The sequence below is a fragment of the Bradyrhizobium symbiodeficiens genome, assembly GCF_002266465.3.
GTDB classification, from domain to species: Bacteria; Pseudomonadota; Alphaproteobacteria; order Rhizobiales; family Xanthobacteraceae; genus Bradyrhizobium; species Bradyrhizobium symbiodeficiens.
Map to the genome: position 1 here is coordinate 2,203,370 of NZ_CP029427.2, position 24,048 is coordinate 2,227,417.

The 24,048-nt window shown below is 65.3% G+C and carries 21 protein-coding genes; 9 read left to right on the forward strand and 12 right to left on the reverse strand.

Going from position 1 to position 24,048, the window contains the following annotated elements; all coding sequences use genetic code 11:
• Positions 1-13 precede the first annotated feature (13 nt).
• The 3 genes from CIT39_RS10110 to CIT39_RS10120 all read left to right on the forward strand — a co-directional run bounded on the left by CIT39_RS10110 (position 14) and on the right by CIT39_RS10120 (position 5,036).
• Positions 14-2,299: a heavy metal translocating P-type ATPase gene (locus CIT39_RS10110; RefSeq protein ID WP_094975485.1), complete on the forward strand. Its 2,286-nt coding sequence runs from the start codon at positions 14-16 to the stop codon at positions 2,297-2,299.
• A gap of 115 nt (positions 2,300-2,414) precedes the next feature.
• The gene (locus CIT39_RS10115; protein ID WP_094975484.1) at positions 2,415-3,764 is read left to right on the forward strand and encodes a ferredoxin reductase family protein; all 1,350 of its coding nucleotides are present in this window, start codon (positions 2,415-2,417) and stop codon (positions 3,762-3,764) included.
• A gap of 84 nt (positions 3,765-3,848) precedes the next feature.
• Entirely contained in the window at positions 3,849-5,036 is a 1,188-nt protein-coding gene (locus tag CIT39_RS10120) for a CaiB/BaiF CoA transferase family protein (protein ID WP_094975483.1), read from the forward strand.
• Here the strand turns inward: CIT39_RS10120 and CIT39_RS10125 are convergent.
• From CIT39_RS10125 to CIT39_RS10155, 7 genes are all read right to left on the reverse strand, one after another.
• Entirely contained in the window at positions 5,033-5,755 is a 723-nt protein-coding gene (locus CIT39_RS10125) for a DUF72 domain-containing protein (protein WP_094975482.1), read from the reverse strand. The genes CIT39_RS10120 and CIT39_RS10125 overlap by 4 nt on opposite strands.
• Positions 5,756-5,850: 95 nt before the next feature.
• Positions 5,851-6,999 carry an amidohydrolase gene (locus CIT39_RS10130; protein WP_094975481.1) on the reverse strand — a complete coding sequence of 383 codons (1,149 nt, stop codon included), beginning with the start codon at positions 6,997-6,999 and terminating at the stop codon, positions 5,851-5,853.
• Between the two features lie 270 nt (positions 7,000-7,269).
• Positions 7,270-8,358, reverse strand: coding sequence for a mandelate racemase/muconate lactonizing enzyme family protein (locus CIT39_RS10135; RefSeq protein WP_094975480.1), 1,089 nt, complete (start codon positions 8,356-8,358; stop codon positions 7,270-7,272).
• A 171-nt stretch (positions 8,359-8,529) separates the two neighbouring features.
• Positions 8,530-9,735, reverse strand: coding sequence for a M20/M25/M40 family metallo-hydrolase (locus CIT39_RS10140; protein WP_094975479.1), 1,206 nt, complete (start codon positions 9,733-9,735; stop codon positions 8,530-8,532).
• Positions 9,736-9,767: 32 nt separating this feature from the next.
• On the reverse strand, positions 9,768-11,012 hold the full coding sequence (locus tag CIT39_RS10145) for an MFS transporter (RefSeq protein WP_094975478.1): 1,245 nt from the start codon (positions 11,010-11,012) through the stop codon (positions 9,768-9,770).
• A 273-nt stretch (positions 11,013-11,285) separates the two neighbouring features.
• Positions 11,286-11,582 (reverse strand): HGGxSTG domain-containing protein, encoded by a 297-nt coding sequence (locus CIT39_RS10150; RefSeq protein ID WP_094975477.1) that lies wholly within the window; start codon positions 11,580-11,582, stop codon positions 11,286-11,288.
• Entirely contained in the window at positions 11,579-12,208 is a 630-nt protein-coding gene (locus tag CIT39_RS10155) for a hypothetical protein (RefSeq protein WP_162848631.1), read from the reverse strand. The genes CIT39_RS10150 and CIT39_RS10155 overlap by 4 nt, the downstream gene beginning before the upstream one ends.
• Positions 12,209-12,662: 454 nt before the next feature.
• On the opposite strand from CIT39_RS10155, the gene CIT39_RS10160 reads away from it, so the two are divergent.
• Entirely contained in the window at positions 12,663-13,646 is a 984-nt protein-coding gene (locus CIT39_RS10160; RefSeq protein WP_094975847.1) for a Bug family tripartite tricarboxylate transporter substrate binding protein, read from the forward strand.
• Positions 13,647-13,685: 39 nt separating this feature from the next.
• Here CIT39_RS10160 and CIT39_RS10165 read toward each other — a convergent pair whose 3' ends face one another.
• From CIT39_RS10165 to CIT39_RS10180, 4 genes are all read right to left on the reverse strand, one after another.
• Complete coding sequence (locus CIT39_RS10165) at positions 13,686-14,645, reverse strand: lytic transglycosylase domain-containing protein (protein WP_094975476.1); 960 nt, start codon at positions 14,643-14,645, stop codon at positions 13,686-13,688.
• A gap of 198 nt (positions 14,646-14,843) precedes the next feature.
• On the reverse strand, positions 14,844-14,975 hold the full coding sequence (locus CIT39_RS10170) for a hypothetical protein (RefSeq protein ID WP_274542494.1): 132 nt from the start codon (positions 14,973-14,975) through the stop codon (positions 14,844-14,846).
• A gap of 212 nt (positions 14,976-15,187) precedes the next feature.
• On the reverse strand, positions 15,188-16,045 hold the full coding sequence (locus tag CIT39_RS10175) for a VOC family protein (RefSeq protein WP_094975474.1): 858 nt from the start codon (positions 16,043-16,045) through the stop codon (positions 15,188-15,190).
• A gap of 145 nt (positions 16,046-16,190) precedes the next feature.
• Positions 16,191-17,381: a urate hydroxylase PuuD gene (locus tag CIT39_RS10180; RefSeq protein WP_162308434.1), complete on the reverse strand. Its 1,191-nt coding sequence runs from the start codon at positions 17,379-17,381 to the stop codon at positions 16,191-16,193.
• A 209-nt stretch (positions 17,382-17,590) separates the two neighbouring features.
• Here CIT39_RS10180 and CIT39_RS10185 point away from each other — a divergent pair, with 209 nt between their 5' ends.
• Positions 17,591-18,922 carry a PQQ-dependent sugar dehydrogenase gene (locus CIT39_RS10185; protein ID WP_094975846.1) on the forward strand — a complete coding sequence of 444 codons (1,332 nt, stop codon included), beginning with the start codon at positions 17,591-17,593 and terminating at the stop codon, positions 18,920-18,922.
• Between the two features lie 30 nt (positions 18,923-18,952).
• On the opposite strand, the gene CIT39_RS10190 is transcribed toward CIT39_RS10185, so the two are convergent.
• Entirely contained in the window at positions 18,953-19,753 is an 801-nt protein-coding gene (locus CIT39_RS10190; RefSeq protein WP_094975472.1) for an SDR family NAD(P)-dependent oxidoreductase, read from the reverse strand.
• 252 nt (positions 19,754-20,005) lie between these two features.
• Between CIT39_RS10190 and CIT39_RS10195 the strand changes: the two genes are divergently transcribed.
• Genes CIT39_RS10195 through cyoD form a run of 4 tightly spaced genes read left to right on the forward strand, consistent with a single transcriptional unit; the run spans position 20,006 to position 23,853 of the window.
• Positions 20,006-20,839: a cytochrome ubiquinol oxidase subunit II family protein gene (locus tag CIT39_RS10195; RefSeq protein ID WP_094975471.1), complete on the forward strand. Its 834-nt coding sequence runs from the start codon at positions 20,006-20,008 to the stop codon at positions 20,837-20,839.
• Positions 20,829-22,829, forward strand: a complete 2,001-nt coding sequence (gene cyoB / locus CIT39_RS10200; protein WP_094975845.1) for a cytochrome o ubiquinol oxidase subunit I — start codon at positions 20,829-20,831, stop codon at positions 22,827-22,829. Before CIT39_RS10195 ends, cyoB begins: the two co-directional genes overlap by 11 nt.
• The gene (locus CIT39_RS10205; protein ID WP_094975470.1) at positions 22,829-23,470 is read left to right on the forward strand and encodes a cytochrome (ubi)quinol oxidase subunit III; all 642 of its coding nucleotides are present in this window, start codon (positions 22,829-22,831) and stop codon (positions 23,468-23,470) included. Before cyoB ends, CIT39_RS10205 begins: the two co-directional genes overlap by 1 nt.
• Positions 23,467-23,853, forward strand: a complete 387-nt coding sequence (gene cyoD / locus CIT39_RS10210) for a cytochrome o ubiquinol oxidase subunit IV (RefSeq protein WP_094975469.1) — start codon at positions 23,467-23,469, stop codon at positions 23,851-23,853. Before CIT39_RS10205 ends, cyoD begins: the two co-directional genes overlap by 4 nt.
• Positions 23,854-24,048 lie beyond the last annotated feature (195 nt).

Genomic DNA, 24,048 nt, shown 5'->3' on the forward strand with positions numbered 1-24,048 from the left:
ATGTTTTCAAGCCATGTCGTTTGATCGAATCCTGCGATGGGCTCTGGTCGCGATCGCCATCGCAGGATTGACTGCAGGTAGTCTCGCGCGAGCCGCGGGCCGGCCTGATGTAGCCGACTTCGCGTGGGCGCTCGGCACGGCGCCGGTGATTGCGGGATTGGCGATCTCGATCGTCAGGGATCTCATGAGCGGCCGCGTCGGAGTGGACGCGATCGCGCTGCTGTCGATGAGTGCGGCCCTCGCGCTCGGACAGCCGCTCGCCGGCGCCGTGGTCGCGCTGATGTATTCCGGGGGCAACGTGTTGGAGGAGATCGCGGTCGCACGGGCGGAGCATGATCTGCGATCCCTGGTGGACCGGGCGCCGCGGCAGGTCCATCGCAAATCCGGCGACCGGATCGAGGATGCTCCGGTCGAGGACGTCGCGGTCGGCGAGGAGCTTCTGGTCAAGGCCGGCGAAATCGTACCGGTCGACGGTGTCGTTGCGTCGGCCTCTGCCACCATCGACGAATCCACGGTGACTGGCGAGCCGATTCCGGTGGAGAAGACGCGCGGAACCGCCGTTCTCTCCGGTTCTCTGAATGCGGGCGAGACCTTCCAATTGACCGTGACGGCGGTGGCCAGCGAGAGCACTTACGCGGGCATCGTGCGCATGGTGACTGCGGCGCAGACTGCGAAAGCCCCCTTCGTGCGGATGGCCGACCGCTATGCGCTGATCTTTCTGCCGCTGACACTCGTCATCGCCTTCGTGGCATGGCGCATCTCCGGCGACTTGACCCGCAGCCTTGCCGTGCTGGTCGCGGCGACGCCTTGCCCCCTGATTCTGGCCGCACCCGTTGCCTTCATCGCCGGGGTGGCGCAGGCGGCCCGCCGCGGCATCCTGGCCAAGGGCGGGAGCGCGCTGGAGTCGCTGGCCCGTGCGCACACCGTGCTGTTCGACAAGACCGGTACCCTGACGGTGGGCGGAGCACGGCTGCTGTCCGTCGAAGTCGCGCCGGGCGAGGATCCGGATGAGGTCCTCAGGCTCGGAGCGTCGCTCGAGCAAGCGTCGCATCACGTGCTTGCGAAGGCCGTCGTTGCCGCGGCCCTCGATCGCGGGCTCAAGCTCGAGCCCCCGGAACATGTCAAGGAGATCATGGGTTCCGGCCTCGGCGGCCGGATCGGCGGACGCCACGTCGTGGCGGGCTCGCGAGAGATGCTTCTCTCGCATGCCGAGCTGTCGGCATGGGAGTTGCGGGCGATTCGACGTGCCTCGTGGCGCTCGGCGCTGATCGTCTTTGTCGCGGTGGACGGCCGCCTGACCGGCGCATTGCTGCTGGCCGACGAATTGCGGGCCGACACGCCACGCGCGATCCGGCTGCTGCGCGACGCCGGCATCGTGCGGATGGTGATGGTCACCGGTGATCGTGCCGCAGCGGCGCAGGCCATCGGAGCGGCGCTCGATCTCGATGCCGTGCTGGCCGACCGCGTCCCTGCGGACAAGGTCGAAGCGGTGCGGAGCGAACAGCGGCTGCATCCGACCATCATGGTCGGCGACGGCATCAATGACGCCCCGGCACTGGCCATGGCTGATACCGGGATCGCGCTCGGCGCGCGTGGTGCGAGCGCCTCCTCCGAGGCGGCAGATGTGGTGATCCTCACGGACCGGCTGGATCGGGTCGGCGAAGCGATCATCATCGCGCAGCGGACGCGGCGCATTGCCCTGCAGAGCATCTTCGTCGGGATGGGATTGTCGTTGGTCGCCATGGTCGCGGCCGCCGTTGGCTGGCTCGATCCCGTGCCCGCCGCGATCGTCCAGGAGGTGATCGATGTTGCCGTCATTCTGAACGCGCTGCGGGCGCTCAATCCGCCGCTCGTCAGGAGTGGCCCGCGCCTCACCGCAGAGCAGGGGCTGACGTTGCATCACGATCATCAGGCCCTGCTCAGGGATCTCGATCGCTTGCGCCAGATCGTCGATGCGCTCGACGACGCGGCGCCCGAATCCGTCGCTGCCCTGATTGGCGAGGCCCACCGACTGGTCCAGAGCAGCGTCGTGATGCACGAACGCGAGGATGAAGACAGCGTCTATCCGAAGCTCACGGAGGTGCTGCGCGACCGCCACGGACTCTCTGCCATGAGCCGTGCGCATCGCGAGATCCTGCATCTCGCGCGGCTGCTCGCCCGGATCGCGGAGGACCTGCCGTCGGAGAAGATCGACCGTTACCTGATTCGAGACGCCCAGCGCGTGATCGAGGCGATCGAAACGCTGGTGCGCATGCACACGGCCCAGGAGGAGGATATCTACGAAGCCGTCGCCGCATAGGCGATCGCCGTGCCGTCCGCTGAGGGGCTTCACGGGGAGGCGGCTTGAGTCAGCTCAATGCAACGCGGCGCGATCGGTTCAAGATGGCGTCGTAACGTTGTGATGTGAGGACGGCATGCAGAAGCTCAAGCCGGTGTTTTGGGGCGGTCTGGCGATTCTCCTCGTGCTGTGGCTGGTTGCGGAGCCCCAGCCATTCGGCCCGGGCTCCTTCTTCCCACTTCGCGAGAGGATGGTGCAGCTGAGCGGCGTCCTGGCAATCGGCTGCATGAGCATGGCGATGATCCTCGCGCTGCGACCGCGTTGGCCGGAAGCCTGGCTGGGTGGTCTCGACAAGATGTACCGCTTGCACAAATGGTTCGGCATCGCAGCCCTTGTGACCGCCGTTGTCCATTGGCTCTGGGCCAATGGTCCGAAATGGGCGGTCGGCTGGGGTTTGCTGACCCGCCCCCACCGTGGTGCGCGGCCCGCCATCGAAAACCCCATCGCGGCCTTCCTTGACGGCCTTCGTGGAGCCGCGGAGGGACTGGGCGAGTGGGCCTTCTACGGTGCCGTGGTGCTGATCGCTTTGGCGCTCATTCAAATGTTCCCTTATCGCCTCTTCTACAAGACGCATCGGCTGCTCGCCGTCGCCTATCTGGTTCTGGTCTTTCATGCGGTCACACTGATCAAGTTCAGCTACTGGATGTCGCCGCTCGGCTGGATCGTCGGGGCGCTGCTTGCCTTCGGAACATGGGCGGCGGCCGTTGCGCTGCTGCGGCGCATTGCCGCCCGGCGGCAGGTCCAGGGCAGGATCACCTCGCTCAAATATTATCCCGGCGTCAGAGCCATCGAGACCGAAATCGAGGTGCCGCATGGCTGGCCGGGACACAAACCGGGCCAGTTCGCATTCGCCACGTCCGACGCCTCCGAGGGCGCGCATCCCTACACGATCGCCTCCTGCTGGAACGCTGCGGACCCCAGGATCATCTTCATCACCAAGGAACTCGGCGACCACACCAGCAGGCTGCGGGAGAAGCTCCGCGTCGGGCAGGAGGTGAAGGTGGAAGGACCCTATGGCTGCTTCACTTTCGACGACGATTGTGCGCATCAGATCTGGATCGGCGGCGGTATCGGCATCACGCCCTTCGTCGCCCGCATGAAACAGGCGGCCATGAAGGATAGTCCCGGTTGCTCTGTCGCGCAGGCGGTCGACCTCTTTCACACCACCGCTGACGTGGACGAGGAAGCTCTCGGAAAGCTTGCCACAGATGCGCACTCGGCGGATGTCCGTCTCCACGTCCTCATCGACGCCCGTGATGGACGCCTGACCGGCGAACGCATTCGCGAAGCCGTACCGCAATGGCGTGAGGCGAGCATCTGGTTCTGTGGCCCGGCGGCGTTCGGGGAGGCGCTCAGACGAGACTTCAGTGCGCAAGGCTTCCCGGTCGGACATCGGTTTCATCAGGAGCTGTTCGCGATGCGATGATGAAGGTCGCATGTGCGTCCCACTTCCCAACTTGCCCCGGCGGCCAGTCCCTGTAATCTGCACCAAACAGCAGGGAAGGGTTCGATGGGAGGAGTCTTGGAGGGTGTGCGGGTGCTCGACTTCGGGCGCTATATCGCAGGGCCCTATTGCGCGACCTTGCTGGCCGAATTCGGCGCCGAGGTCATTCGCGTCGAGAAGCGCGAGGGCAGCGAGGATCGCTTCGTGGCGCCGGTCGGCGAAGGCGGCGAGGGTGCGCTGTTCCTTCAGGTCAACCGCAACAAGAAGTGCATCACGCTCGATCCGATGAAGGCCGAGGGGCAGGAGGTGATGCGACGCCTGGTTGCGACTGCGGACGTCGTCGTCGCCAACCTGCCGCCGCAGACGCTGCGCGCGATGAAGCTCGACTACGATTCACTGAAGGCGATCAAGCCCGACATCATCCTGACGACGGCGACCGCGTTCGGCGGGCCGGGGCCCTGGTCCGACCGGGTCGGCTTCGACGGCGTCGGGCAGGTCATGTCGGGGTCGGTGTATATGACGGGCGCTGGCGATCCGCCGTACCGGGCCGCGGTGAACTGGGTCGATTTCGGCACCGCGCTGCACTGCGCGTTCGGCACGCTCGCAGCCCTGATCGAGCGCGGCAAATCCGGGCGTGGGCAGGTCGTCGAGGGCGCGTTGCTCGCAACCGCGCTGTCCTTCACCAACGCGACGCTGATCGAGCAGGCCGTGATCAACGTCAATCGCGTGCCGACAGGCAATCTCGGCCAGACCGCGGCGCCTGCCGACATCTACCGCACCCGGGACGGCTGGGTGCTGTGCCAGGTCACGGGGCATCCGCTGTTCAAGCGCTGGGCGAGGTTGATGGGCGAGGAGGAATTGTGGCTGAACGATCCGCGCTTCGCCGACGACATCAGCCGCGGCAACAACGGCGCCGTCATCAGCGAGCGGATGGCGCGCTGGTGCGCCGGGCGCACCACGCAGGACGCCGTCGATGCGCTGGGAGGTGCGATGATTCCGACCGGGCCCGTCCTCTCACCGCAACAGGCGCTGGATCATCCGCACATCCGCGCCGCCGGCTTCATGCAGGACGTCGACTATCCCGGTCTGCCGAAGCCCGCCCCGGTGACGCGCGCGGCGGTCCGGCTGTCGGAAACGCCGGGCGAGATTTCGACCCGACCGCCGACGCTCGGGGAACATACCGATCTGGTCCTTGCTGAACTCGGCTATGACGCGGCCGAGATCGCGGCGCTTCGGCAAGGCGGTGTCATCTAGAGCAATTGCTTCAACGCCTTGGCGTCCGCGGGCGCCGCGCTCTTCTGGTCGTTGTCGAAATAGACATAGACGTCGCAGCCCTGCCGCTTCCACGACTTGATGCGCTTCGCCCATTGCACCAGCGCGGCCTTCGTGTAGTGCCCGTGATAGCGCCCGCCCGGCCCGTGTCCGCGCACATAGACGAAATCCGCCGTGCGCTTCCATGGTGCCGGCGCGTCGTGATGGTCGGACAGGCACAGCGAGATGTTCTCATCGGCCAGCATGCGCAGGATGCGCGGCTGATACCAGCTCGGATGACGGAATTCGAAGCTGTAACGCCGTTTCCGCGACAACAGCTTGAAGAAGGCCGCGAGGCGGTCTGCGTCCGCCTGGAATTGCGGCGGCAGCTGGAACAGGATCGGGCCGGCCTTGCCGCCGAGCCGTGAGATGCGGTCCTCCAGCAGCTCGAGGCTGTTGACCGAGCGGTCCGACAGGCGCTTCCAGTGCGTGATGAACTTTGACGCTTTCCAGGCGAAGACGAAATCGCGGCCGGTCTGCTCGCGCCACCCTTTCACCGCTTCGGGCGTCGGCGTGCGGTAGAACACGCCGTTCAGCTCCGTGGTGTCGAACTGTCCGGCATAGTAGCTGAGCTGCTGCTTCAGCGTCACGCCTTCAGGAAAGAACGGGCCGCGCCAGGAATCGTAATGCCAGCCCGAAGTTCCGATCAGAACGCGCGCCATGTTTCACGTGCCATCCGTTGGGCGCGGCGGGAGCTGCCGCGCTTTGCAGGAGGAAACGTCGATGCGGGCGATATGTTGCTGTCGGCGCGCGGTCGCTAGTTCGACGCCAGCGCCGTCTTGGCGACCTCAGCCATCCAGCTCGATGCCACCGGCAGGATCGCGTCGTTGAAATCGTAGCGCGGGCCGTGCAGCTCGGCGCCGTCGCGCAATTCACCGTTGCCGATCCAGACGAAGGCGCCCGGCCGCTGCCGGAGATAATGGGCAAAATCCTCGCCGGCCATGCTGGGCGAGAGGTCGCGCCGCAGCTCGGCCTGCACTTTGTCGGCGGCGATGCGGGCCAGGCCGGCTTCCGCCGGTGTGTTGATTACCACACCCACACCCCAGACGATCTCGGGCGTCACCTTGACGCCGAAGCTGGTCGCGATCCCGGTGCAGGTCCGCTCGATGCCGTCGAGGATGACGTCCTTGACCGCCTCGCGATGGTACCGCAGCGTGCCGCGGATGGTGACGCGTCCGGCGATCTGGTTCGGCGCGGTGCCGCCTTCGATGGTGCAGAGCGAGAGCACGGCGGTGTCGAGCGGATCGACGCTGCGCGAGGTGATCGACTGCAGCGCCACGATCAGATGGCCGGCTGCCACCACCGGATCGCGCGTCAGATGCGGCATGCCGGCGTGGCCGGCATGGCCCTCGATGGTGATAGTGATGCGCCCGCCGGAGGCCATGACGACGCCGTCATGCACGGCGATGGTGCCGGCGGCGAGGCCCGGCCAATTGTGGAAGCCGAACACGCGCTCCATCGGAAAGCGGTCGAACAGCCCGGCGGCGACCATCGCGCGCGAACCGCCAAAGCCTTCCTCGGCCGGCTGGAAGATGAAATCGACCGTGCCGCTCCAGCTGCTGTCGGCTGCGAGCAGCGCGGCCGCACCGAGCAGCGAAGCGGTGTGTCCATCATGGCCGCAGGCATGCATCACGCCCGACGTTCGGGAGGCGTAGGGCAGGCCGGTGTCCTCGGTGATCGGCAGCGCATCCATGTCGGCGCGCAGGCCGACCCGCCTTTGCGCATGTCCGCGCGTCAGGGTCGCGACGACTCCATGGCCGCCGATGCCGGCCTCGAAGGGAATGCCGAGCTCGGTGAGCTTCTCCTGTACGAACGCAGCGGTTTCTTTCTCCTGGAGCGACAGCTCGGGGTGCGCATGAAGGTGACGGCGCCATTCGGTCAGTTTCTGGTGCAGCTCGGGGGGCAAGGCGCTCTCTCGTCAGGTGTCGGTCACGACCAGCATAGCGGATTGTTCACCGCATGTATCAGGCGTTCGCGAATGGCTTGTGTGCGGCAAGAGTCCGTTGGTCGTGGGCTCCCACGAACGGAGCCGCGTCTTCCCCTTCACCTCTCCCGCTTGCGGGAGAGGCCGGGAGAGGGCTCGATCGGCATTGGGAATCCCTCCGGTGAGACACCCTCTCCCCAACCCTCTCCCGCAAGCGGGAGAGGGGGCGCATCTCGCTCGTAGTCGCCCAATCTAAGCCTTCAGCTTCGCGAGCCCCTTCCAGTCAAACCCGATGCCATGCCCCGGGCGGTCAGGCGCGAGCGCCTTGCCGTCCTGAAGCACCAGCGGGTGCTCGATGTACTTGTCCAGCCCGAAGCCGTGCGCCTCCAGATAGGAGCGGTTCGGGCAGGCCGCGAGCAGGTGCACGGTGATGTCGTGCGCGCCGTGGCTGGTGACGGGCAGGTTGAACGCTTCCGCCAGCCGCGCGATCTTCATGAAGGCGCCGACGCCGCCGCAATTGGTGACGTCAGGCTCGGGATAGGACACCGCGCCACTGGCGATGTAATTCTTGAACTCCCAAAGCGAACGCAGATTCTCGCCGGCCGCGATCGGAACGCCACCGGCCTGCATGATGCGCGCGTGGCCGGCGACGTCGTCGGGGATGATCGGCTCCTCGAGCCAGGTGAGGTCGTAGGGGACGAAGGCGCGCGCGGCGCGGATGGCTTCCTCGACGGTCCACTTCATGTTGGCGTCCACCATCAGCGGAAAGCCGTCGCCGAGGTGCTGCCGCATCGCGGCGACCTTGGCGACGTCGGATTTCAGGTCGGGCCGGCCGACCTTCATCTTGATGGCACGAAATCCCCTGGCGAGATTGCCGTTCGTCTGCGCGAGCAGTTCATCGACAGAAAGGTCGAGGTCGATGCCGCCGGCATAGCATGGCACGCGCGCATCGAAGCCGCCGAGCAATTGGTACAGCGGCAGCTTGGCGCGCCGCGCCTTCAAATCCCACAGCGCGATGTCGAGCGCGGAGAGCGCCAGCACCACCGGCCCGCCACGGCCGCCATAATGCAGCGCCCACCAGACGTGATGCCAGATCGCTTCGGTAGCGTCGGCCTCGCGGCCCTCGATCAGTGGAGGGATCTCGCGCTTCAGAATGTCCGCGACCGCGCCGCCATTGCGGCCCACGGTGTAGGTGTAGCCCACGCCCTCGGCGCCATCGGCATCGCGGATGCGGCAGGTGATCAGCTCGAACGCGGTGATCTCGCCATGCGTGGAGTCGGAGAGCGTGACGGGGAGGGGGATCCGGTAGAGCCCGGTCTCGATATGAGCGATGCGTGGCATGTGGCCTCCCTGCTTCTTCTTTTCTGGTAGGGTGGGTTAGGCGAGCGGATGCGCGTAGCGTATCTGCTCGGCGTAACCCACCACTTCTGTCGCTGCGGATGCCGAAGAGGTGGGTTACGCCGTCGACTGCGCTTCGCGCATCCGCCGTCTGACCCACCCTACCAACTTATCTCACCGCATCGTCGCAATCTGCACGGCCAGCGCGCAGGCGCGGTCGTATTCGTCGAGATTGATCCACTCGTCGATCGTGTGCGCCTCGTTCTGTCCGGCGCCGAAGGTCACGGTCGGAATGCCGTGGCGGACCATCCAGTTGGCGTCGAGGCCGCCATTGGCAGTGCGCACGTTGGGCGTACCGCCGACCGCGGACACGGCTTCGACCGCGCGCTTGATCACAGGCTGGCTGTCCTTCATGCGGAATGGATAATAATCGGTCTCGGCCTTGAACTTGACCTTGCCGGACTTGCCCTGTGCGTTGGTCACCTTCTTGGCCGCCTTCTCGAACGCAGCCTTGTAGGCCTTGGTGATCTCCTTGAAGAACTTTCCGTCATGGCTGCGGCTCTCGCCGCGCACATGCACGTAATCCGTGACGACGTTGGTGGCATCCCCGGCCGGGCGGCCGTCGCCGCCGGTGACCGGACCCACATTGCTGGTGCCCATCCGCGCACTCGCGCCTTTGCCCTTCACCACCTTGCCGAACCAGCCGCCGGACTGCACGTCGGCGAGCGCCAGCGCCATGATCATGGTCGAGGAGATGCCGCGCTCGGGCGCGACGCCGGCATGCGAGGCGCGACCGAAAATTTCGACGGTCCAGCGGTCGGCGCCGACCGCGCCGATCACGACGTTGGAAGCCGAGCCGCCGTCATAGTTGAAGGCCATCACGGGCGAGCCGAGCTCGTCCAGCTTGACGTGGCGCGCGCCATAGAGCCCGCTCTCCTCGCGCACGCAGAACAACAGCGTGATCGGCGGATGGTCGAGCTTGTGCTTCTCGAGCTCGGCCGCCAGCGTCACCAGCACGCCGCAGCCGCAGCGGTTGTCGCCGCCGAGCGCGGTCCTGGCCTCGTTGACGATCTTGCGGCCGGACTTTTTGGGCTTGGCGCCGGCGCAGAGCGGCACGGTGTCCATGTGGGTCATGAACATGATGCGTGGCTGGTTGTGCAGCGCGCCCCGGCCGGGCAGGTCGACGATGAGGTTGCCGGTCTCGGTCGGAACGGGAATGCGCGTGTTCGCGTCGTCGAGCCGGATCGCCTTGGCCGGCACGCCGCTCTCCTTCAGCGCGGCCGTGAGCTCACGCCCGATCGCCGCCTCCTGTCCGGTGACGCCCTCGACAGCGAGGAAGCGCATGAGGCGGTCGGTGGCGGCTTTGGTGTCGACAGGCATGATTGTTTCCTTATGCGAACCGGCTTGCCATCCTACGAAGGCGGCGAGGTGTAAGTCAAAAACATCAGCACGCCCAATGCCAGCATGGCAGCCATGAACAGCAGCACCGCCGGTAGCCCCGCGAACGCGGCTACCGCGCCTGTCACCGATTGCATCAGCGCCGCACCGAGGAAGAAGGCGAGGTTGACCGCGGCGAGCGCTTTGCCCGCCACTTGCGCGTCGACCAGCTGCCGCGACATGCCGAACAACAGCGGCTGGGCGGAGGTCGCAAGGCCGATCAGCACGAAAAGCACGAGGTCGTATTGCGGCGGCATCACGGGCACGCCTGATAGCACGGACACCGCGTAATGCGGCGCCCCGAGCGCCATCAGCGCCAGCAGCAACGCCCCGGCCATATGCGAGCCCGCCACCAGCGCGCGGCGGCGGCCGAGCCTGCGGTCGATCATGCCGATGCACAATGGCCCCGCGATCATCGCCAGCGTGAACGCGCCGAGCTGATTGCCGGCCTCGACCCGCGACAGGCCCTTCACGTCCATCAGCCACGGTCCGCCCCACAGGCCGCGCAGCACCAATGATGTCGCAAGCGACACCAGCGCGAGCGCGATCAGCCCGCGCAGGGGACGCGAAAGGCCGAGCCTGAGCACCTCGATCATCTGTGCAACCGGCGAGGACTCGTCCTTGTGCTCGGCAGGCTGATGCGGCACCAGCGCGAACACCGCGAGCGCGACCGCAATTCCGCCAATCGCCGATATCCAGAACCCGGCGCGCCAGCCGTAGGCGTCGACGACGAAGGCGAGCGGGCTCGACGACAGCAGCATGCCGATATTGCCGATCGAGAGGATCGCGCCCGACCACAGCCCGAAGCGCGCTGCCGACAATTGCTTGGCCGCCAGCGTCATCGGGCACATCAGCATGCCCGAGGTGGCAACGCCCAGCATGAACTGCCCGACCGCAAAGCTCGCAGCCCCCGTGGCAAACCCCGACGCCACCGCGCCGAACACGGTTCCGGCGAGCAGGCTCAGCGACACCGGCCGCACGCCAAACCGGTCCATCGCGGCTCCGACCGGGATCTGCGCCGCGGCGAACGCGAAAGGATAGATCGAGGTGAGGCTCGCCAGCGCCTGCGGCTCGATATGGAAATCCGCCGCCATCAGGTCGAGACTGACCGCCGGAATGGTGCGCAGCAAGGTAGAGAGCATGTGACCGCAGGCGAGCGCGAGAAGCGCGAAGATCAGCGCGCGGGTGGCGGTGCCCGCGTCGTCGGCAGCAGTCTCCATGAGTATTCCGTCCCGGCTGGGTTTTGCGTGGGATTACAGCATTGGGGGCGAGGTGCCAACCTTAAGAGCTGTTGCCAAAATGCAGGGCGGCGTTGATGCCGCAGCCCCGTAGGATGGTGATCTGTCCCGCAACGAGTTCGGTCCCGAGCAAGTATAGCGGCGAGCCTAAGGCGCAACCGCGACCCAGGCAGAGTGCTCATATATGATGGTCCATAAATAGCCCATATGGGCTCATATGGATCGTTAGTGCCTCACTGGCGGCACGCTTTTGGACTAACCGGTCGGATCTCTCCGGCTGTCTGCCGCCATCTCGCGCAGCAGCTTCTCCGCGTCATCGAGCAGCTCCCTGATCGCCCGTCGCTCCGCGATCCGCTCCAGCGTGAACGCGCCATGCTTTTGCGCGTTGCGGTTTGCCCATGGCGCCCCGGATCCCGGAGCGCCGCCGTGCATGCGGCAGCGGAGCTTGCCGCGCATCGCGGGCGCCCGGCAGGCGTGGCCTTCGCGCGTGCCGGCGCCGCAGCGCGGGCTCGCCGCCATCGCGCGTGTGTTGCGGGTGTGACCGGCACTCATGCGGCGCCGCCGTTCGAGGCGTTGGCGCGGTCGTGTTCGCGTTGGCCGTCATGCATCGGCATGTCGGTGTCGGCGACCGTCAGATGCGCCTGTTGCGTGACGTTCCCCACGATCGCGCTGCCGCCGTCCTGCACCGACAGGTTCTGCACCGTGATCGGACGCTCGCCGTTGCCGCGGTGGCGGTTGAGGGCCTCCATCTGGGCCGCGAAGGTGCGGGCCAACCGGGTCAATGTGCGCGAAATGCCCTCCTGCTGCGGGGTGCCTTCGGCGAAGGCGAGGCGGCAGGCAAAGCGCATGGTCGCGACGTGGACGGACACCATCTGCGCCGCCAGCATGGTCTCGAGGGAATCCCGCGGTGCGATGCCTTTCATCATCGAGATCATGAAGGCGAGATTGTCCTCATCGGGCTTCTGCAGGATCACGCTGGCTTTCATCAATTGCTTGAGGATGCCATGCAGGGCGTCTAGATCCACGGCACCGAGCGCCTCACCCATCAAGTGCTCGCCGGTCTCCGCGTCCGGATGCTGAATTGCGATCCGTTGTCCGGTGAGCTTGACCTTCGGGGTGGTCCTGCTGCCGTACCTGACGATTGGCGTCGTGCTGTTGCGTGTCATGGCTGTCGTCATGTCGATATCTCCTTCGAGCCCACGGCACGCGCGAGCCGGCCCCTCTGGTGCGAGGCCGACCCTCTCGGTTGCCGTGCGGCGATTGCGTTTTGAAATGTCGATGCTGGGCTTGTGCGCGATCGAAGCGAGGCCCACATGGCCGTGGAGGCCGGGTGGCTGACGCCGATCGCGATGATGGCACTATGCCCCTGTTTTGCCCGACGAGTCAAAATCGATTTCGTAACATCCGAAGCTCGCGGCCTGGCGTAAGTCCTTGTTTCGACAAGGGCCGTCTACTGTGCATGGGGTTGTTTTCGCATTTTTTGCTTGAAGGCGGCGCGCACCTGCCGTGCGGCGGAACGCCGGCGGCCAAACCCGATTGCGAAATCCGGCGTGACCGCTATTCATGACCTTCGAATGCGTCGCCCAACAAGCCTGCACAAGCGGCGCTGCTGAAGCCTGGGGAGAGAGACCAATGCAACGAACCGCCCGCCTGCTGGCCGTCATCGCTGGATTGTGCGCCGCTGCGCTGGCGACGGAGGCATCGGCGCAGACCTATCCGGTGCGGCCGGTCAAGGTCATGGTCGGCTTCAGCGCCGGCGGGCCGGTCGATGTCGTCGCGCGCATCATCGGCGACCGCCTGGGCAAAAAGCTCGGGCAGCCCTTCGTGGTCGAGAACCGCGCCGGCGCCAACGGCATGATCGCCGCCGAGGGCGTCGCACGTGCGGACGGCGACGGCTACACCATGCTCGCCTGCAACTCGTCCACCATCACGCTCAACAAGACGCTGTTCAAGGATATCCGCTACGACCCGGAAAAGCACTTCGCGCCGCTCACCACCGTCGTGTCGGCGCCGCTGGTGCTCGTGGTCAATCCCGAGAATCCCAAGACGGCTGATATCAAGACCGTCGCCGAGCTCGTCGCGGCGGCGAAGGCCGCACCCGGTGCGCTGGCTTACGGCTCGGGCGGCAACGGCAACCTTGCCCATCTCGCCATGGAGCTGCTCAGCCAAAAGGCCGGCATCAAGCTGATCCACGTGCCCTATCGCGGTGGCGCGGCTTCCGAGGTCGGCATCCTCGCCCAGGAGGTGCTCGCGGTGTTCGATCCGCTCTCCGCCGTGCCGCTGGTCAAGGCCGGCAAGCTGCGCGCGCTCGCGGTGTCGTCGGCCGAGCGGCTGCCGGCGCTGCCCGATGTGCCGACCGTCGCGGAAGCCGGCTATCCCGGCTTCGACATCTCGTTCTGGGTCGGCTTCTTCATGCCGAAGTCGACGCCGGCGCCGATCCTGGAGACGCTGCACCGGGAGATCGTCGCGGCGGCCAAAGATCCGGTGCTCGCGGACAAGCTCGGCTCGCAGGGCGTCGTCAGCTTGCTGACACCGGTCGAGTATGCCGCGAAGATCGCGAAGGAGACCAAGGAACTCGCCGAGGTCGTCGCGGCCGCTGACATCAAGGCGGAGTAGGGACGCGGTCGCGTCGAAGGCGCGGGTGAGGTCGGCGCATCAACTCGCCGAGCGCTCGCGCTCCGCAATGCGAATGGCGCGAGCCCTGGTGCCCTTCGCCGCACGGACTGCAATCATGCTCCTCGCCTTGCCACGGGCCGTGGCGTTTTTGTGGAGCAGGGATACGAACCGCTTCCGCGCCCGGTTCGTCCTCAAATGCGCGGCAAGCTGTTCAGCCTTGCGAATGAAAGCAGTCGTGGACGGCGTCAGGTTCACCGGGACCCAGGCGACATCCCTGGCCTTGGAGAGGCTGCCGATGCCCTCGCACGGCGCCTCGCGCGGCAGGTCGATCCTGATCGCGAGCGCCTCCGACCGTTCGGTCCAGTCTTCGGCCTTGGTGCCGGTGACGATGCGGACATAGTCGCGGGTCTCGCGCGGCAGCTCGCTCTCCTTGGCGAGCCACTTCTGAACCCGGCCGGGACCGGCGTTATAGGCCGCCGCCGCGAGGCCGAGATTGCCGAAATCATCGCGCAGCTTGCGCAGGAACTTTGCCGATGCGGGCAGCGCCTTGATGGGATCGAAGGGGTCGTCGAGCCCGACCTCGGCGGCCGTCTCCGGCATGAACTGAGCGACGCCTTGTGCGCCGGCCTGGCTGACTTCGTCGGATTTGAAGCGGCTCTCCTGCCAGAGCAGGCGGGCAAAGAACGGCACGGGAATGCCGCTGGCCTCGGCGGCCTGTCGAAGCGCATGGCAGAATCGTTCGGTCGATGAAACGGGCGCCTGTGCGGCAGCCTCGACCCTGGGCGGCGGCTCGATCACCTGCTCAAAGGCAGCGCGCGCATTGGCGAGCTCGATCGCCTGCACGCTCGCGAGGAACAGCTCGACGACCGGAATGAGCGGGGATGCCTGATTGTCTCCAAGACGGGCGCTGTCGAAAGTCGATGCTTGCCGCGACGCCGCTAGATCGAAGTCGCACATCAAAATGAAGAGCGCGGCACAAGCCGCGACGACAAATCGCATCTCTGTGGAAGTCCTCGAACCGTGGGGAACGACCGGCGAGGCGCCGGTGACAAGGACTTCTTAACCGTAATTGCGGCGAAGCTGCGATTCCGCAAAACGACCGGTGTTAGTACGGTGTTCCGCTACGGAAACCCGCGTCCTCTTCCCCGGAACTTCCGGAGCTGCGAAGATGCCGAATGTTGTCGGCGGACGGCGCGGCTATTCCCTCGGAAAATCCCTGCGCATCGCGATCTCGGCGGCATCGCCGGGCGACAGCACGGTCTGGTCGAAGGCCGCTTGCGGCTTCGTCATGATGTCGTAGAGGGAGATGCCCTTGATCGGCTTGCCCATGAGCTCGCGGACGCAGTCGGCGAGCGTGCCGTTGTAGACGAGATAGGGCGGACCTCGGTCCTTCTGCCGCTCGCCCTTCAGCGACGGCCACTTCTTCAGTTCGGCCGGCGCCTCATAGGCGATCGGCGATCCCTCTTGCTTGGCCCCGGTGGCTTGGATCGCGAGAGATCTTGGAGCCGCCGGGTAAACACGCGTTAAAGAATTGGTTCAAATCAACCGGCAACGAAGGCGAGCAGGGTGCCGTTGGCCTTGGCCGGCGGCACGCAGATCGCGGTCCCGCTGCGTACAGCTGCCGAACCCAGCGCCTTCTCAGTCGCCGCCAGATCGCCGCTGACGAGCACCAGCGCCGCGCCGCCGCGCTCGGAAATTCCGGCGAGCGGCACGCCGGGATAGCGCTTTCCGAGTTGCTCCAGCGTGAGATAGACGAAGTCGGCACGATCGCCGCCGGAGCGCACCGTGACCGCGCCATCGGCCTCGGCGATCGGCTCGCGGTCGATCAGCCGGCCGAGATGCGCGGCCTCGTTCGCGGGCTCGGGTGTTGCGATCAGCGTCTGCCTGATCCGCTTCGCCGCATTGGCGTGTTTCATCAGTTCGGGAATCCAGACCGTCTCGCGCGTCTTGTGCTGGCAGGCAAAGATGCGCACGCCGCCGGGCGCTTCCGCGGTCGGCCACATGAAGGTGCGGAATTTTGCTGCCGAGACCGTTCCGTTCGGCAGCGTGACCGGCCGTTCGAAATCGGTCGGGCCGACCGGCGTGAAGCCTCGTGCGCGGATCTCTTCGGCACCGGCAGCGGAATCGACCGCCGTGAAGGCGATACGCTCGATGCCTTCGCCGCGCTTGTCGAGGAAGGCGCGCGCCGGCGCGTTGTGCTCGGTCGCGGCGAGCACGCCGAGCAGCTCCATATAATCGGGGTCGAACATGATGGTGTAGTTGCCGGTGCCCATATGCGCGCTGTGGGTGCCGCGCGGCGACACGGTGAAGCCGAGCTGCCGATAATTCTCGGCGGCCTCGTCGAGGTTCTTCACCATGACCACGGCGTGGTCGATACCGATGACGTTCTTGAGGGCCACTGTTCTTATCCCCGAATGCAAACTGACTTGAGGCCGCGGGCGGCGGCCGGTCCTGTCTACGCCGGATAGGCGGCCAAGTCATTTTCAATTCGATGCGAGATACGGAATTTCATTCCGCGAAATGATCCGCCGACGCGCGGCAGCATCAGCGGGCCTGATCGAGATAGGCGGCAAGGATCGCGCGCTCCTCGCTGGTCATCTCGGTGATGTTGCCCGGCGGCATCGCATCGGACCAGGCCGCGACGCGGCCGATCAGGCGGATGTTGCGATGGATGTGCTCGGGCGCATCGAGCAGGATGCCCTTCGGCGCGGTCACGATGCCGGCCCAGACCGGCTCGGTGGCGTGGCACATGCTGCAACGGGACGTCACGATCTCCTCGACGGCAGCAAGGGTCGGCGGCGCCGATAACGCGCCCGTCTTCACCTCGCGCGGGCCGGCCGCGGAAAGGAAGAGGATCGCAATCACGCCGATTGCCGCAACGCCCCACACCCACCAGGGCGATTTGCGCCCCGCGTGGCGCTCGTTGAAGAAGTGGCGGATCACGGGACCCAGCGCCAGGATGATGGCGACGATGATCCAGTTGAAGCGCGTGGCGTAGAGCAGGGGATAGTGGTTGCTGATCATCAGCACGACCACGGGAAGCGTCAGATAGTTGTTGTGAACCGAGCGCTCCTTGCTGGCCTTGCCGAGCTTCGGATCCGGCGCCTGTCCCGCGATCAGGCTGGCCACGATCTTCTTCTGGTTCGGGATGATCAGCGCAAAGACATTCGCCACCATGATGGTGCCGATGATCGCGCCGATCTGGTTGAAGGCGCCACGGCCGCTCAGCACATGGGTGAAGGCATAGGTCAGCGCGACCAGGAACAGATAGCCGCCGATGGCGAAGCGCAATTCGCGCTGTGCAAGTCCGGAACGGCAGGCGGCTTCATAGAGCAGCCACGCCAGCGCGAGGCTGCAAAAGCTGAACAGCCCGGCCTGGAGTGGCGTGAGGTCGAGGATCGACTTGTCGACCAGGAACAAATCGGCCTCGAGATAATAGACCACCACCATCAGCGCGAAGCCGGACAGCCAGGTGGTGTAGGCTTCCCATTTGAACCAGGTGAGCTCGTCAGGCATCTGGGAGGGGGCTACCAGATATTTCATGATCCGGTAGAAGCCGCCGCCATGGACCTGCCAGGCCTCGCCCTGCACGCCATCGGGCAGGTCACTCCTGGATTTGAGGCTGAGGTCGAGGGCGATGAAGTAGAAGGAACTGCCGATCCAGGCGATCGCCGCCACCACGTGGAGCCAGCGCAGCAGCAGGCTCACCCATTCCGATATGATGGATCCCCACATGATCATCCCGTCAAATGCGACAGCGATGCCGCAGCTATGATGACCGCAACCCCCGCCCTTACAATGTGTCGCACCTATCCGCGGTGTTTTCCAGTACGATGGGTTGCAACCGATGCACATCGTGCGGGCATCGGTTGACGTGGGATGCGGCAGCGCTTCGACCTGCCGCGGTGGTGTCGATGTTCGAGATTGCAGGCCGGGAGGACCATTTGAAGAGAAGGATTTTGTCTGTCGCGATATCCGCGGGGCTGCTGGTTGCGACCGGTGCGCAGGCCGAGCCGGTGTTGCAGGGCAAGGACGCTTATGGCGATTGGCAGGCCGACAAGCCGGGCACGATCAGGCTGATCCGGCCGCAGGATCTGGTCAGGCCCGGTGCGACGCGATCGGTTGCGAGCTCGTCGCGCGTGGTGCCGCGTCCGCCGGAGGCCGCGCTCCAGGTGCCGGCGGGATTCAAGGTCGAGCTGTTTGCCGAAGGTCTGCGCGCACCGCGCATCATCAGGGTGGCGCCGAACGGCGATGTCTTCGTCGCGGAGACGCGGGGCGGCACCATCCGCGTGTTGCGTGCCGGCGAAGGCGGCAAGGTCGCGACCAATGAGGTGTTCGCCAGCGGACTGAGGCAGCCATTCGGCATCGCCTTCTTCCCGAACGGCGACAATCCGCAATGGGTCTACGTCGCCAACACCCACAGCGTCGTTCGCTTTCCCTATCAGGCCGGCGATCTCAAGGCGCGCAGCAAGGCCGAGACGATCGTGCCGAGCCTGCCGCATGACGGCGGCCATTCCACCCGCGACATCGTCTTCACGCCCGACAACAAGCGCATGCTCGTCTCCGTCGGCTCGCTCAGCAACGTCGCGGAAGGTTTGGGCACGCCGCCGGGCGGGATGGAGGCGTGGTCGAAATCGCAGCCGCTCGGTGCGGCCTGGGCGAGCGAGACCGAGCGCGCGGCCGTGCTGGCTTTCAACCCGGACGGCAAGGAGCGGAAGATCTACGCCACCGGCATCCGCAATTGCGTCGGCCTTGCGATCCAGCCGCAGACGGGGCTGCCCTGGTGCTCGACCAACGAGCGCGACGGCCTGGGCGATGATCTCGTGCCCGACTACGTGACCAGCGTGAGGGAAGGCGCGTTCTACGGCTGGCCCTGGTTCTATATCGGCGCCAACGAAGATCCGCGCCATGCCGGCGCGCGGCCCGATATCAAGGACAAGGTGACGGTGCCCGATGTGCTGGTGCAGCCGCACTCGGCCTCGCTCGGCATGGCCTTCTACCAGGGCACGCAGTTTCCGTCCGAGTACCAGGGCGATGCCTTCGCCGCCGAGCACGGCTCATGGAATCGCTCGAAGCGCACCGGCTACAAGGTGATCCGCATCCGCATGAAGGACGGCAAGCCGACCGGCGAATACGAGGATTTCGTCACGGGCTTTGTCGTCAGCGACACGGAAGTGTGGGGCAGACCGGTTGGCGTCGCCGTCGCAAAGGATGGATCGCTGCTGGTGTCGGAGGATGGCAACGGCACGATCTGGCGGGTGACTAGCATGCGTTGACTTCCCCCTCCAGAAGGGTGAGGAAGTCCGCTACCCCCGTCTCACGCTCGCCCCGCCATCCACCGGCAGGGTCACGCCGGTGATGAAGTTCGCCTCGTCGGATGCCAGGAACAGCGCGGCGTTCGCGACGTCCCAGCCGGTGCCCATCTTCTTGCGCAGCGGCACCTTGCTGTCGCGTTCGGCTTCGACCTCGGCGCGGGTCTTGTGCCATTCGCGGGCGCGGGTGTCGACGGCCATCGGCGTGTTCATCAGGCCGGGCAGGATGACGTTGGCACGGATGCCGTATTCGGCGTTCTGGTAGGCGAGCTGTTCGGTGAAGGCGATCATCGCCGACTTCGTCGCCTTGTAAGCGACGTAAGGATAGGTCGTGATCGCCGCCATCGAGGAGATGTTGATGATGGCGCCGCTGCCTTGCGCGCGCATGATCGGGATCACTTCTTTCGCCGCGAGAATGCAGCTCTTCAGGTTGATCGCGACGACGCGGTCGAACGCCTCCTCGGTGATTTGAAGCAGCTCGGCATCGCCGCCGGACAGACTGACGCCGACATTGTTGTGCAGCACGTCGATCCGGCCCCAGCGCGACTGGGCGTCCTTGACCATCGCCTTGATGTCGGCCGACTTCGTGACGTCGGCCTTGAAGGCTGCCGCGGTGCCCTGCTTCGCCGCGATCATCGCAACCGTTTCCTGCGCCGATTCCAGATGTTGATCGACGCACAGGACCTTTGCGCCTTCGCGCGCGAAGGTCAGCGCGGTGGCGCGGCCGTTGCCCATGCCTTCGCCGGGGCTTTGCCCGGCTCCGACGACGATGGCGACCTTGTCCTTCAAGCGCATCTCGGTTTACTCCCTTTTCCGGTAGTTCTCATTATTTTCGTGCAGATTAGCAAATCGTCCCGACCGGAGAGAAGGGCGTTGCTTCTGCGTTCATGTCATTGACATCGCATGGAATTGCATTGTTGCGGCTGGTCAAACGCGCATGGCTGGCCCTTGCGGCTCAGGAACCGTTCCGAGGTGGCAGCGTTTGTTGCGAAGCCTTTCCCGCGCTAGGCTGCGTCCCGGGGCTTCCCAACCGCCAGTGGCTTGCCGATGAATCTGCTCGACCCACAAGGGCCCGTGGCCGCGGGCAACAGCACCATTCTGGTCGATTCCGTCTTCATCATGCTCGTGATCGTGGTGCCGACCATTTTCGCGATCCTCGGCTTTGCATTCTGGTTTCGCGCCTCGAACTCAAAAGCGCGCTACCAGCCTGACTTCGTCTATTCCGGCCGCGTCGAGATGGTGGTGTGGGCAATCCCCGCGCTCACCGTCATTCTGCTCGGAGGGGTCGCCTGGATCGGTTCGCATCGGCTCGATCCCGCGGCGCCCGTGCCGGGCACCGGCAGCCCGGTGCGGATCCAGGCCGTCTCGCTCGACTGGAAATGGCTCTTCATTTATCCGGACCAGCGCATCGCCACCGTCAACACGCTGACGGTGCCGGCCGGGGCCGAGCTGAACTTTCAGCTGACGTCGTCGAGCGTGATGAACACGTTCTTCATTCCGCAGCTCGGCAGCATGATCTACACCATGAACGGCATGGTGACGAAGCTGAACCTGCGCGCCGACAATGAAGGCAAGCTCAAGGGATTGTCGGCGCATTTTTCCGGCGACGGTTTTCCGGACATGATGTTCGACGTGAACGTCATCTCGCCGCTCGCCTTTCCGGATTGGGTGGCGGCCACGGCGAAGTCCGACACCGTGCTGAACCAGGACAGCTACAGGAAGCTAATGCAGCAGGGCATCGAGAAGGGCAAGCCGACCTACCGTCTCGAAGACCCCAGGCTGTTCGACCTGATCGCAAACCAGCACATTCCGCCGGGGCCGGGGCCGGAGCTGATCTCCGATGCCGGACGTCCGCACAGTGGAGGGCACGATGCTCGGTAAGCTCGATTGGTCGGCCATTCCGTTCGATCAGCCTATACCGCTCATCGCAGGCGGGATCGTGCTGGTCGCGATCCTGGGCGTGCTGACCTGGGTCGTGGTGAAGGGGCATCTGCCCTATCTCTGGAGCGAATGGATCACCAGCGTCGATCACAAGCGGATCGGCGTCATGTATATCCTGCTGGCCTCGGTGATGCTGCTGCGCGGCGGCAGCGATGCCATCATGATGAGGATCCAGCAGGCGGTCGCCTACCAGTCGCAGGGCTATCTGCCGCCCGAGCACTACAACCAGATATTCTCGGCGCACGGCACCATCATGATCTTCTTCGTGGCGATGCCGTTCGTGATCGGGTTGATGAACCTGATCGTGCCGCTACAGCTCGGCGTGCGCGACGTCGCGTTCCCGACGCTCAATTCGGTCGGGTTCTGGCTGACCGCGACCGGCGCGTTGCTGGTCAATCTCTCGCTCGTGGTCGGCGAGTTCGCGCGCACCGGATGGCTCGCCTTTCCGCCACTATCGGAGCTGTCCTACTCGCCGGGCGTCGGCGTCGACTATTATGCCTGGTCGCTCCAGATCTCCGGCGTCGGCACGCTGGTGGCCGGCATCAATCTCGTCACCACGGTCCTGAAGCTGCGCACCAAGGGCATGAACTATCTGCGCATGCCGATGTTCTGCTGGACCACGCTGGCTTCCAACCTCCTCATCGTCGCGGCCTTCCCGATCCTCACCGCCACGCTCGCGATGCTGCTGCTCGACCGTTACCTCGGCTTCCATTTCTTCACCAACGAGGCCGGCGGCAACGTCATGATGTTCATGAATTTGATCTGGGCCTGGGGGCATCCGGAGGTCTACATCCTAGTGCTGCCGGCCTTCGGCATCTTCTCCGAGGTGGTGTCGACCTTCTCCGGCAAGGCGCTGTTCGGCTATCGCTCCATGGTGCTCGCGACCATGGCAATCTGCGTCATCTCCTTCATGGTCTGGCTGCACCATTTCTTCACGATGGGGGCGGGGCCCGACGTCAACGCCATCTTCGGCATCGCCAGCATGATCATCGCGGTACCGACGGGCGTGAAGATCTACAATTGGCTGTTTACGATGTATGGCGGCCGCATCCGCTTCGCGACGCCGATGCTGTGGGCGGTCGGCTTCATGGTCACCTTCATCGTCGGTGGATTGACCGGTGTCCTGCTCGCGGTGCCGCCGGCCGACTTCATGCTCCACAACAGCATGTTCCTGGTGGCGCACTTCCACAACGTCATCATCGGCGGCGTGCTGTTCGGCGCCTTCGCCGGCTTCGAATATTGGTTTCCCAAGGCATTTGGCTTCCGCCTCGACGAACGCTGGGGCAAGCTGGCGTTCTGGTTCACTTTCCTCGGCTTCTTCATCACCTTCGTCCCGCTCTACATTGCTGGCATGCTCGGCATGACCCGGCGCATGCAGCATTACGACGTCGCGGCTTGGCGGCCCTGGATGATCGTTGCAGCCATCGGCATGGCCGTGCTGACGATCGGGGTGATCTGCCAGATCGTCCAGATCGTGGTCAGCATCCGCAACCGCGAGGCGCTGCGCGACCGTACCGGCGATCCCTGGGACGGCCGTTCGCTGGAATGGGCGACCTCGTCACCGCCGCCGGTATTCAATTTCGCCTTCAGTCCCGACGTCCGCGGCGAGGACGCCTATTGGGACATGAAGGCCCGCGCTCAGCAGCAATCGCTCGAACGCGACAGGCCGGAATATCAGGACATCGAGATGCCCCGGAATTCCCCGACCGGATTCGTCTGCGCGTTCTTCGCCACCATCATGGGCTTTGCGCTGATCTGGCACATCTGGTGGATGGTGATTCTGGGCGGCTTGGGCGCGTGGGCGACCTTCGTCGTGTTCGCCTGGCGCGACCACGACGAATACGTCATTCCCGCGGGGGAGGTCGCGGCGATCGACCGCGTCAATCTCGAGGAGCGGCGGAACCTCGTCAGCATGGCGGGAGCAGTCTGATGGCGATGACCGCGGCCGCAGGCCACGCGCACGCCGATCCCCATCACATCGGGGTCGTCATCGAGCATCCCGGACCCGCTTCGAAGCGGATCGTGACCGCCTATGGCTTCTGGATCTTCCTGCTCTCGGACATCGTGATGTTCTCCTGCTTTTTTGCGGCCTATGCGGTGCTGTCTGGTCAGACTGCCGGCGGCCCGAAGGGCTCGGAGATATTCGAGCAGGGGAACGTCGCGATCGAGACGGTCTGCCTGCTGTTGTCGAGCTTCACCTGCGGCATGGCCAGCATTGCTGCCGATGTGCGCAACCGGTTCTGGTTCTACCTCGGCATGACCGTGACCTGCGTGCTCGGGCTGATCTTCCTCGTCATCGAGTTCCGCGAGTTCGCCGACCTCGTCGCGCGGGGCTATGGTCCCTCGCGCAGCGCTTTCCTGACCGCGTTCTTCTCGCTGGTCGGCTGCCACGGCCTGCATGTTTCGGCCGGCGTGCTGTGGCTGCTGACCATGATGGCCCAGGTGTTCGCGAAGGGCTTTCGCGCCGACGTCCTGCGCCGGATGATGTGCTTCGCGCTGTTCTGGCACGCGCTCGACATCGTCTGGGTCGGGGTGTTCTCCGTCGTCTATTTGCTTGGGAGCGCCGCATGAGCGATCAGAGCCACGCGCGGACCGACCATGACCTCGCGCCGGGCGAGGAAGAGCAACACAGCGTCGGCACCCGGATCCTCGGCTACGTCGTCGGGCTCGCGCTCGCGCTGCTGCTGACGGCGACGTCGTTCTTCATCGCCGGCACCGATCTGGTCTGGCAGCCCTCCATCCCGGTGGCGTTGATCGTGCTGGCGATCGCGCAGATGGGGGTGCATCTGGTGTTCTTCCTGCACATCACGACCGGCCCCGACAACACCAACAACGTGCTGGCGCTGGCCTTCGGACTGCTGGTGGTCTTCCTGGTCGTGGGCGGCACGGTCTGGATCATGGCGCATCTGAACGCGAACATGCCGCCGATGGACCAGATCATGCGGATGCAGTGACGGAGCCGCCCAAAAAAGAAGAGCCGCTTGTGATGACAAGCGGCCCAAGTCTAGGGAGGAAACGCCCAAGCGAGGCAATCGGGCCGAAGCCGGATTGCTGCCAAGGAAACGCCCGCGCAAGCGCTTGCGTACGCATAGAAATGCGGCAACTCCCGATGAAGTTCAATTCCGGATCAATACGGACCCGGACTACCA

What these genes read in the sequence shown, in the direction of transcription:
- CIT39_RS10180 (WP_162308434.1), bottom strand. Translation starts at nt 17,381, where the DNA reads ATGTGGGGATCCATCATATCGGAATGGGTGAGCCTGCTGCTGCGCTGG.
- cyoD (WP_094975469.1), top strand. Translation starts at nt 23,467, where the DNA reads ATGAGCGATCAGAGCCACGCGCGGACCGACCATGACCTCGCGCCGGGC.
- CIT39_RS10150 (WP_094975477.1), bottom strand. Translation starts at nt 11,582, where the DNA reads ATGAGTGCCGGTCACACCCGCAACACACGCGCGATGGCGGCGAGCCCG.
- CIT39_RS10205 (WP_094975470.1), top strand. Translation starts at nt 22,829, where the DNA reads ATGGCGATGACCGCGGCCGCAGGCCACGCGCACGCCGATCCCCATCAC.
- CIT39_RS10115 (WP_094975484.1), top strand. Translation starts at nt 2,415, where the DNA reads ATGCAGAAGCTCAAGCCGGTGTTTTGGGGCGGTCTGGCGATTCTCCTC.
- CIT39_RS10120 (WP_094975483.1), top strand. Translation starts at nt 3,849, where the DNA reads ATGGGAGGAGTCTTGGAGGGTGTGCGGGTGCTCGACTTCGGGCGCTAT.
- CIT39_RS10160 (WP_094975847.1), top strand. Translation starts at nt 12,663, where the DNA reads ATGCAACGAACCGCCCGCCTGCTGGCCGTCATCGCTGGATTGTGCGCC.
- CIT39_RS10110 (WP_094975485.1), top strand. Translation starts at nt 14, where the DNA reads ATGTCGTTTGATCGAATCCTGCGATGGGCTCTGGTCGCGATCGCCATC.
- CIT39_RS10165 (WP_094975476.1), bottom strand. Translation starts at nt 14,645, where the DNA reads ATGCGATTTGTCGTCGCGGCTTGTGCCGCGCTCTTCATTTTGATGTGC.
- CIT39_RS10155 (WP_162848631.1), bottom strand. Translation starts at nt 12,208, where the DNA reads ATGACGACAGCCATGACACGCAACAGCACGACGCCAATCGTCAGGTAC.
- cyoB (WP_094975845.1), top strand. Translation starts at nt 20,829, where the DNA reads ATGCTCGGTAAGCTCGATTGGTCGGCCATTCCGTTCGATCAGCCTATA.
- CIT39_RS10195 (WP_094975471.1), top strand. Translation starts at nt 20,006, where the DNA reads ATGAATCTGCTCGACCCACAAGGGCCCGTGGCCGCGGGCAACAGCACC.
- CIT39_RS10140 (WP_094975479.1), bottom strand. Translation starts at nt 9,735, where the DNA reads ATGCCTGTCGACACCAAAGCCGCCACCGACCGCCTCATGCGCTTCCTC.
- CIT39_RS10170 (WP_274542494.1), bottom strand. Translation starts at nt 14,975, where the DNA reads ATGGGCAAGCCGATCAAGGGCATCTCCCTCTACGACATCATGACGAAG.
- CIT39_RS10190 (WP_094975472.1), bottom strand. Translation starts at nt 19,753, where the DNA reads ATGCGCTTGAAGGACAAGGTCGCCATCGTCGTCGGAGCCGGGCAAAGC.
- CIT39_RS10135 (WP_094975480.1), bottom strand. Translation starts at nt 8,358, where the DNA reads ATGCCACGCATCGCTCATATCGAGACCGGGCTCTACCGGATCCCCCTC.
- CIT39_RS10145 (WP_094975478.1), bottom strand. Translation starts at nt 11,012, where the DNA reads ATGGAGACTGCTGCCGACGACGCGGGCACCGCCACCCGCGCGCTGATC.
- CIT39_RS10125 (WP_094975482.1), bottom strand. Translation starts at nt 5,755, where the DNA reads ATGGCGCGCGTTCTGATCGGAACTTCGGGCTGGCATTACGATTCCTGG.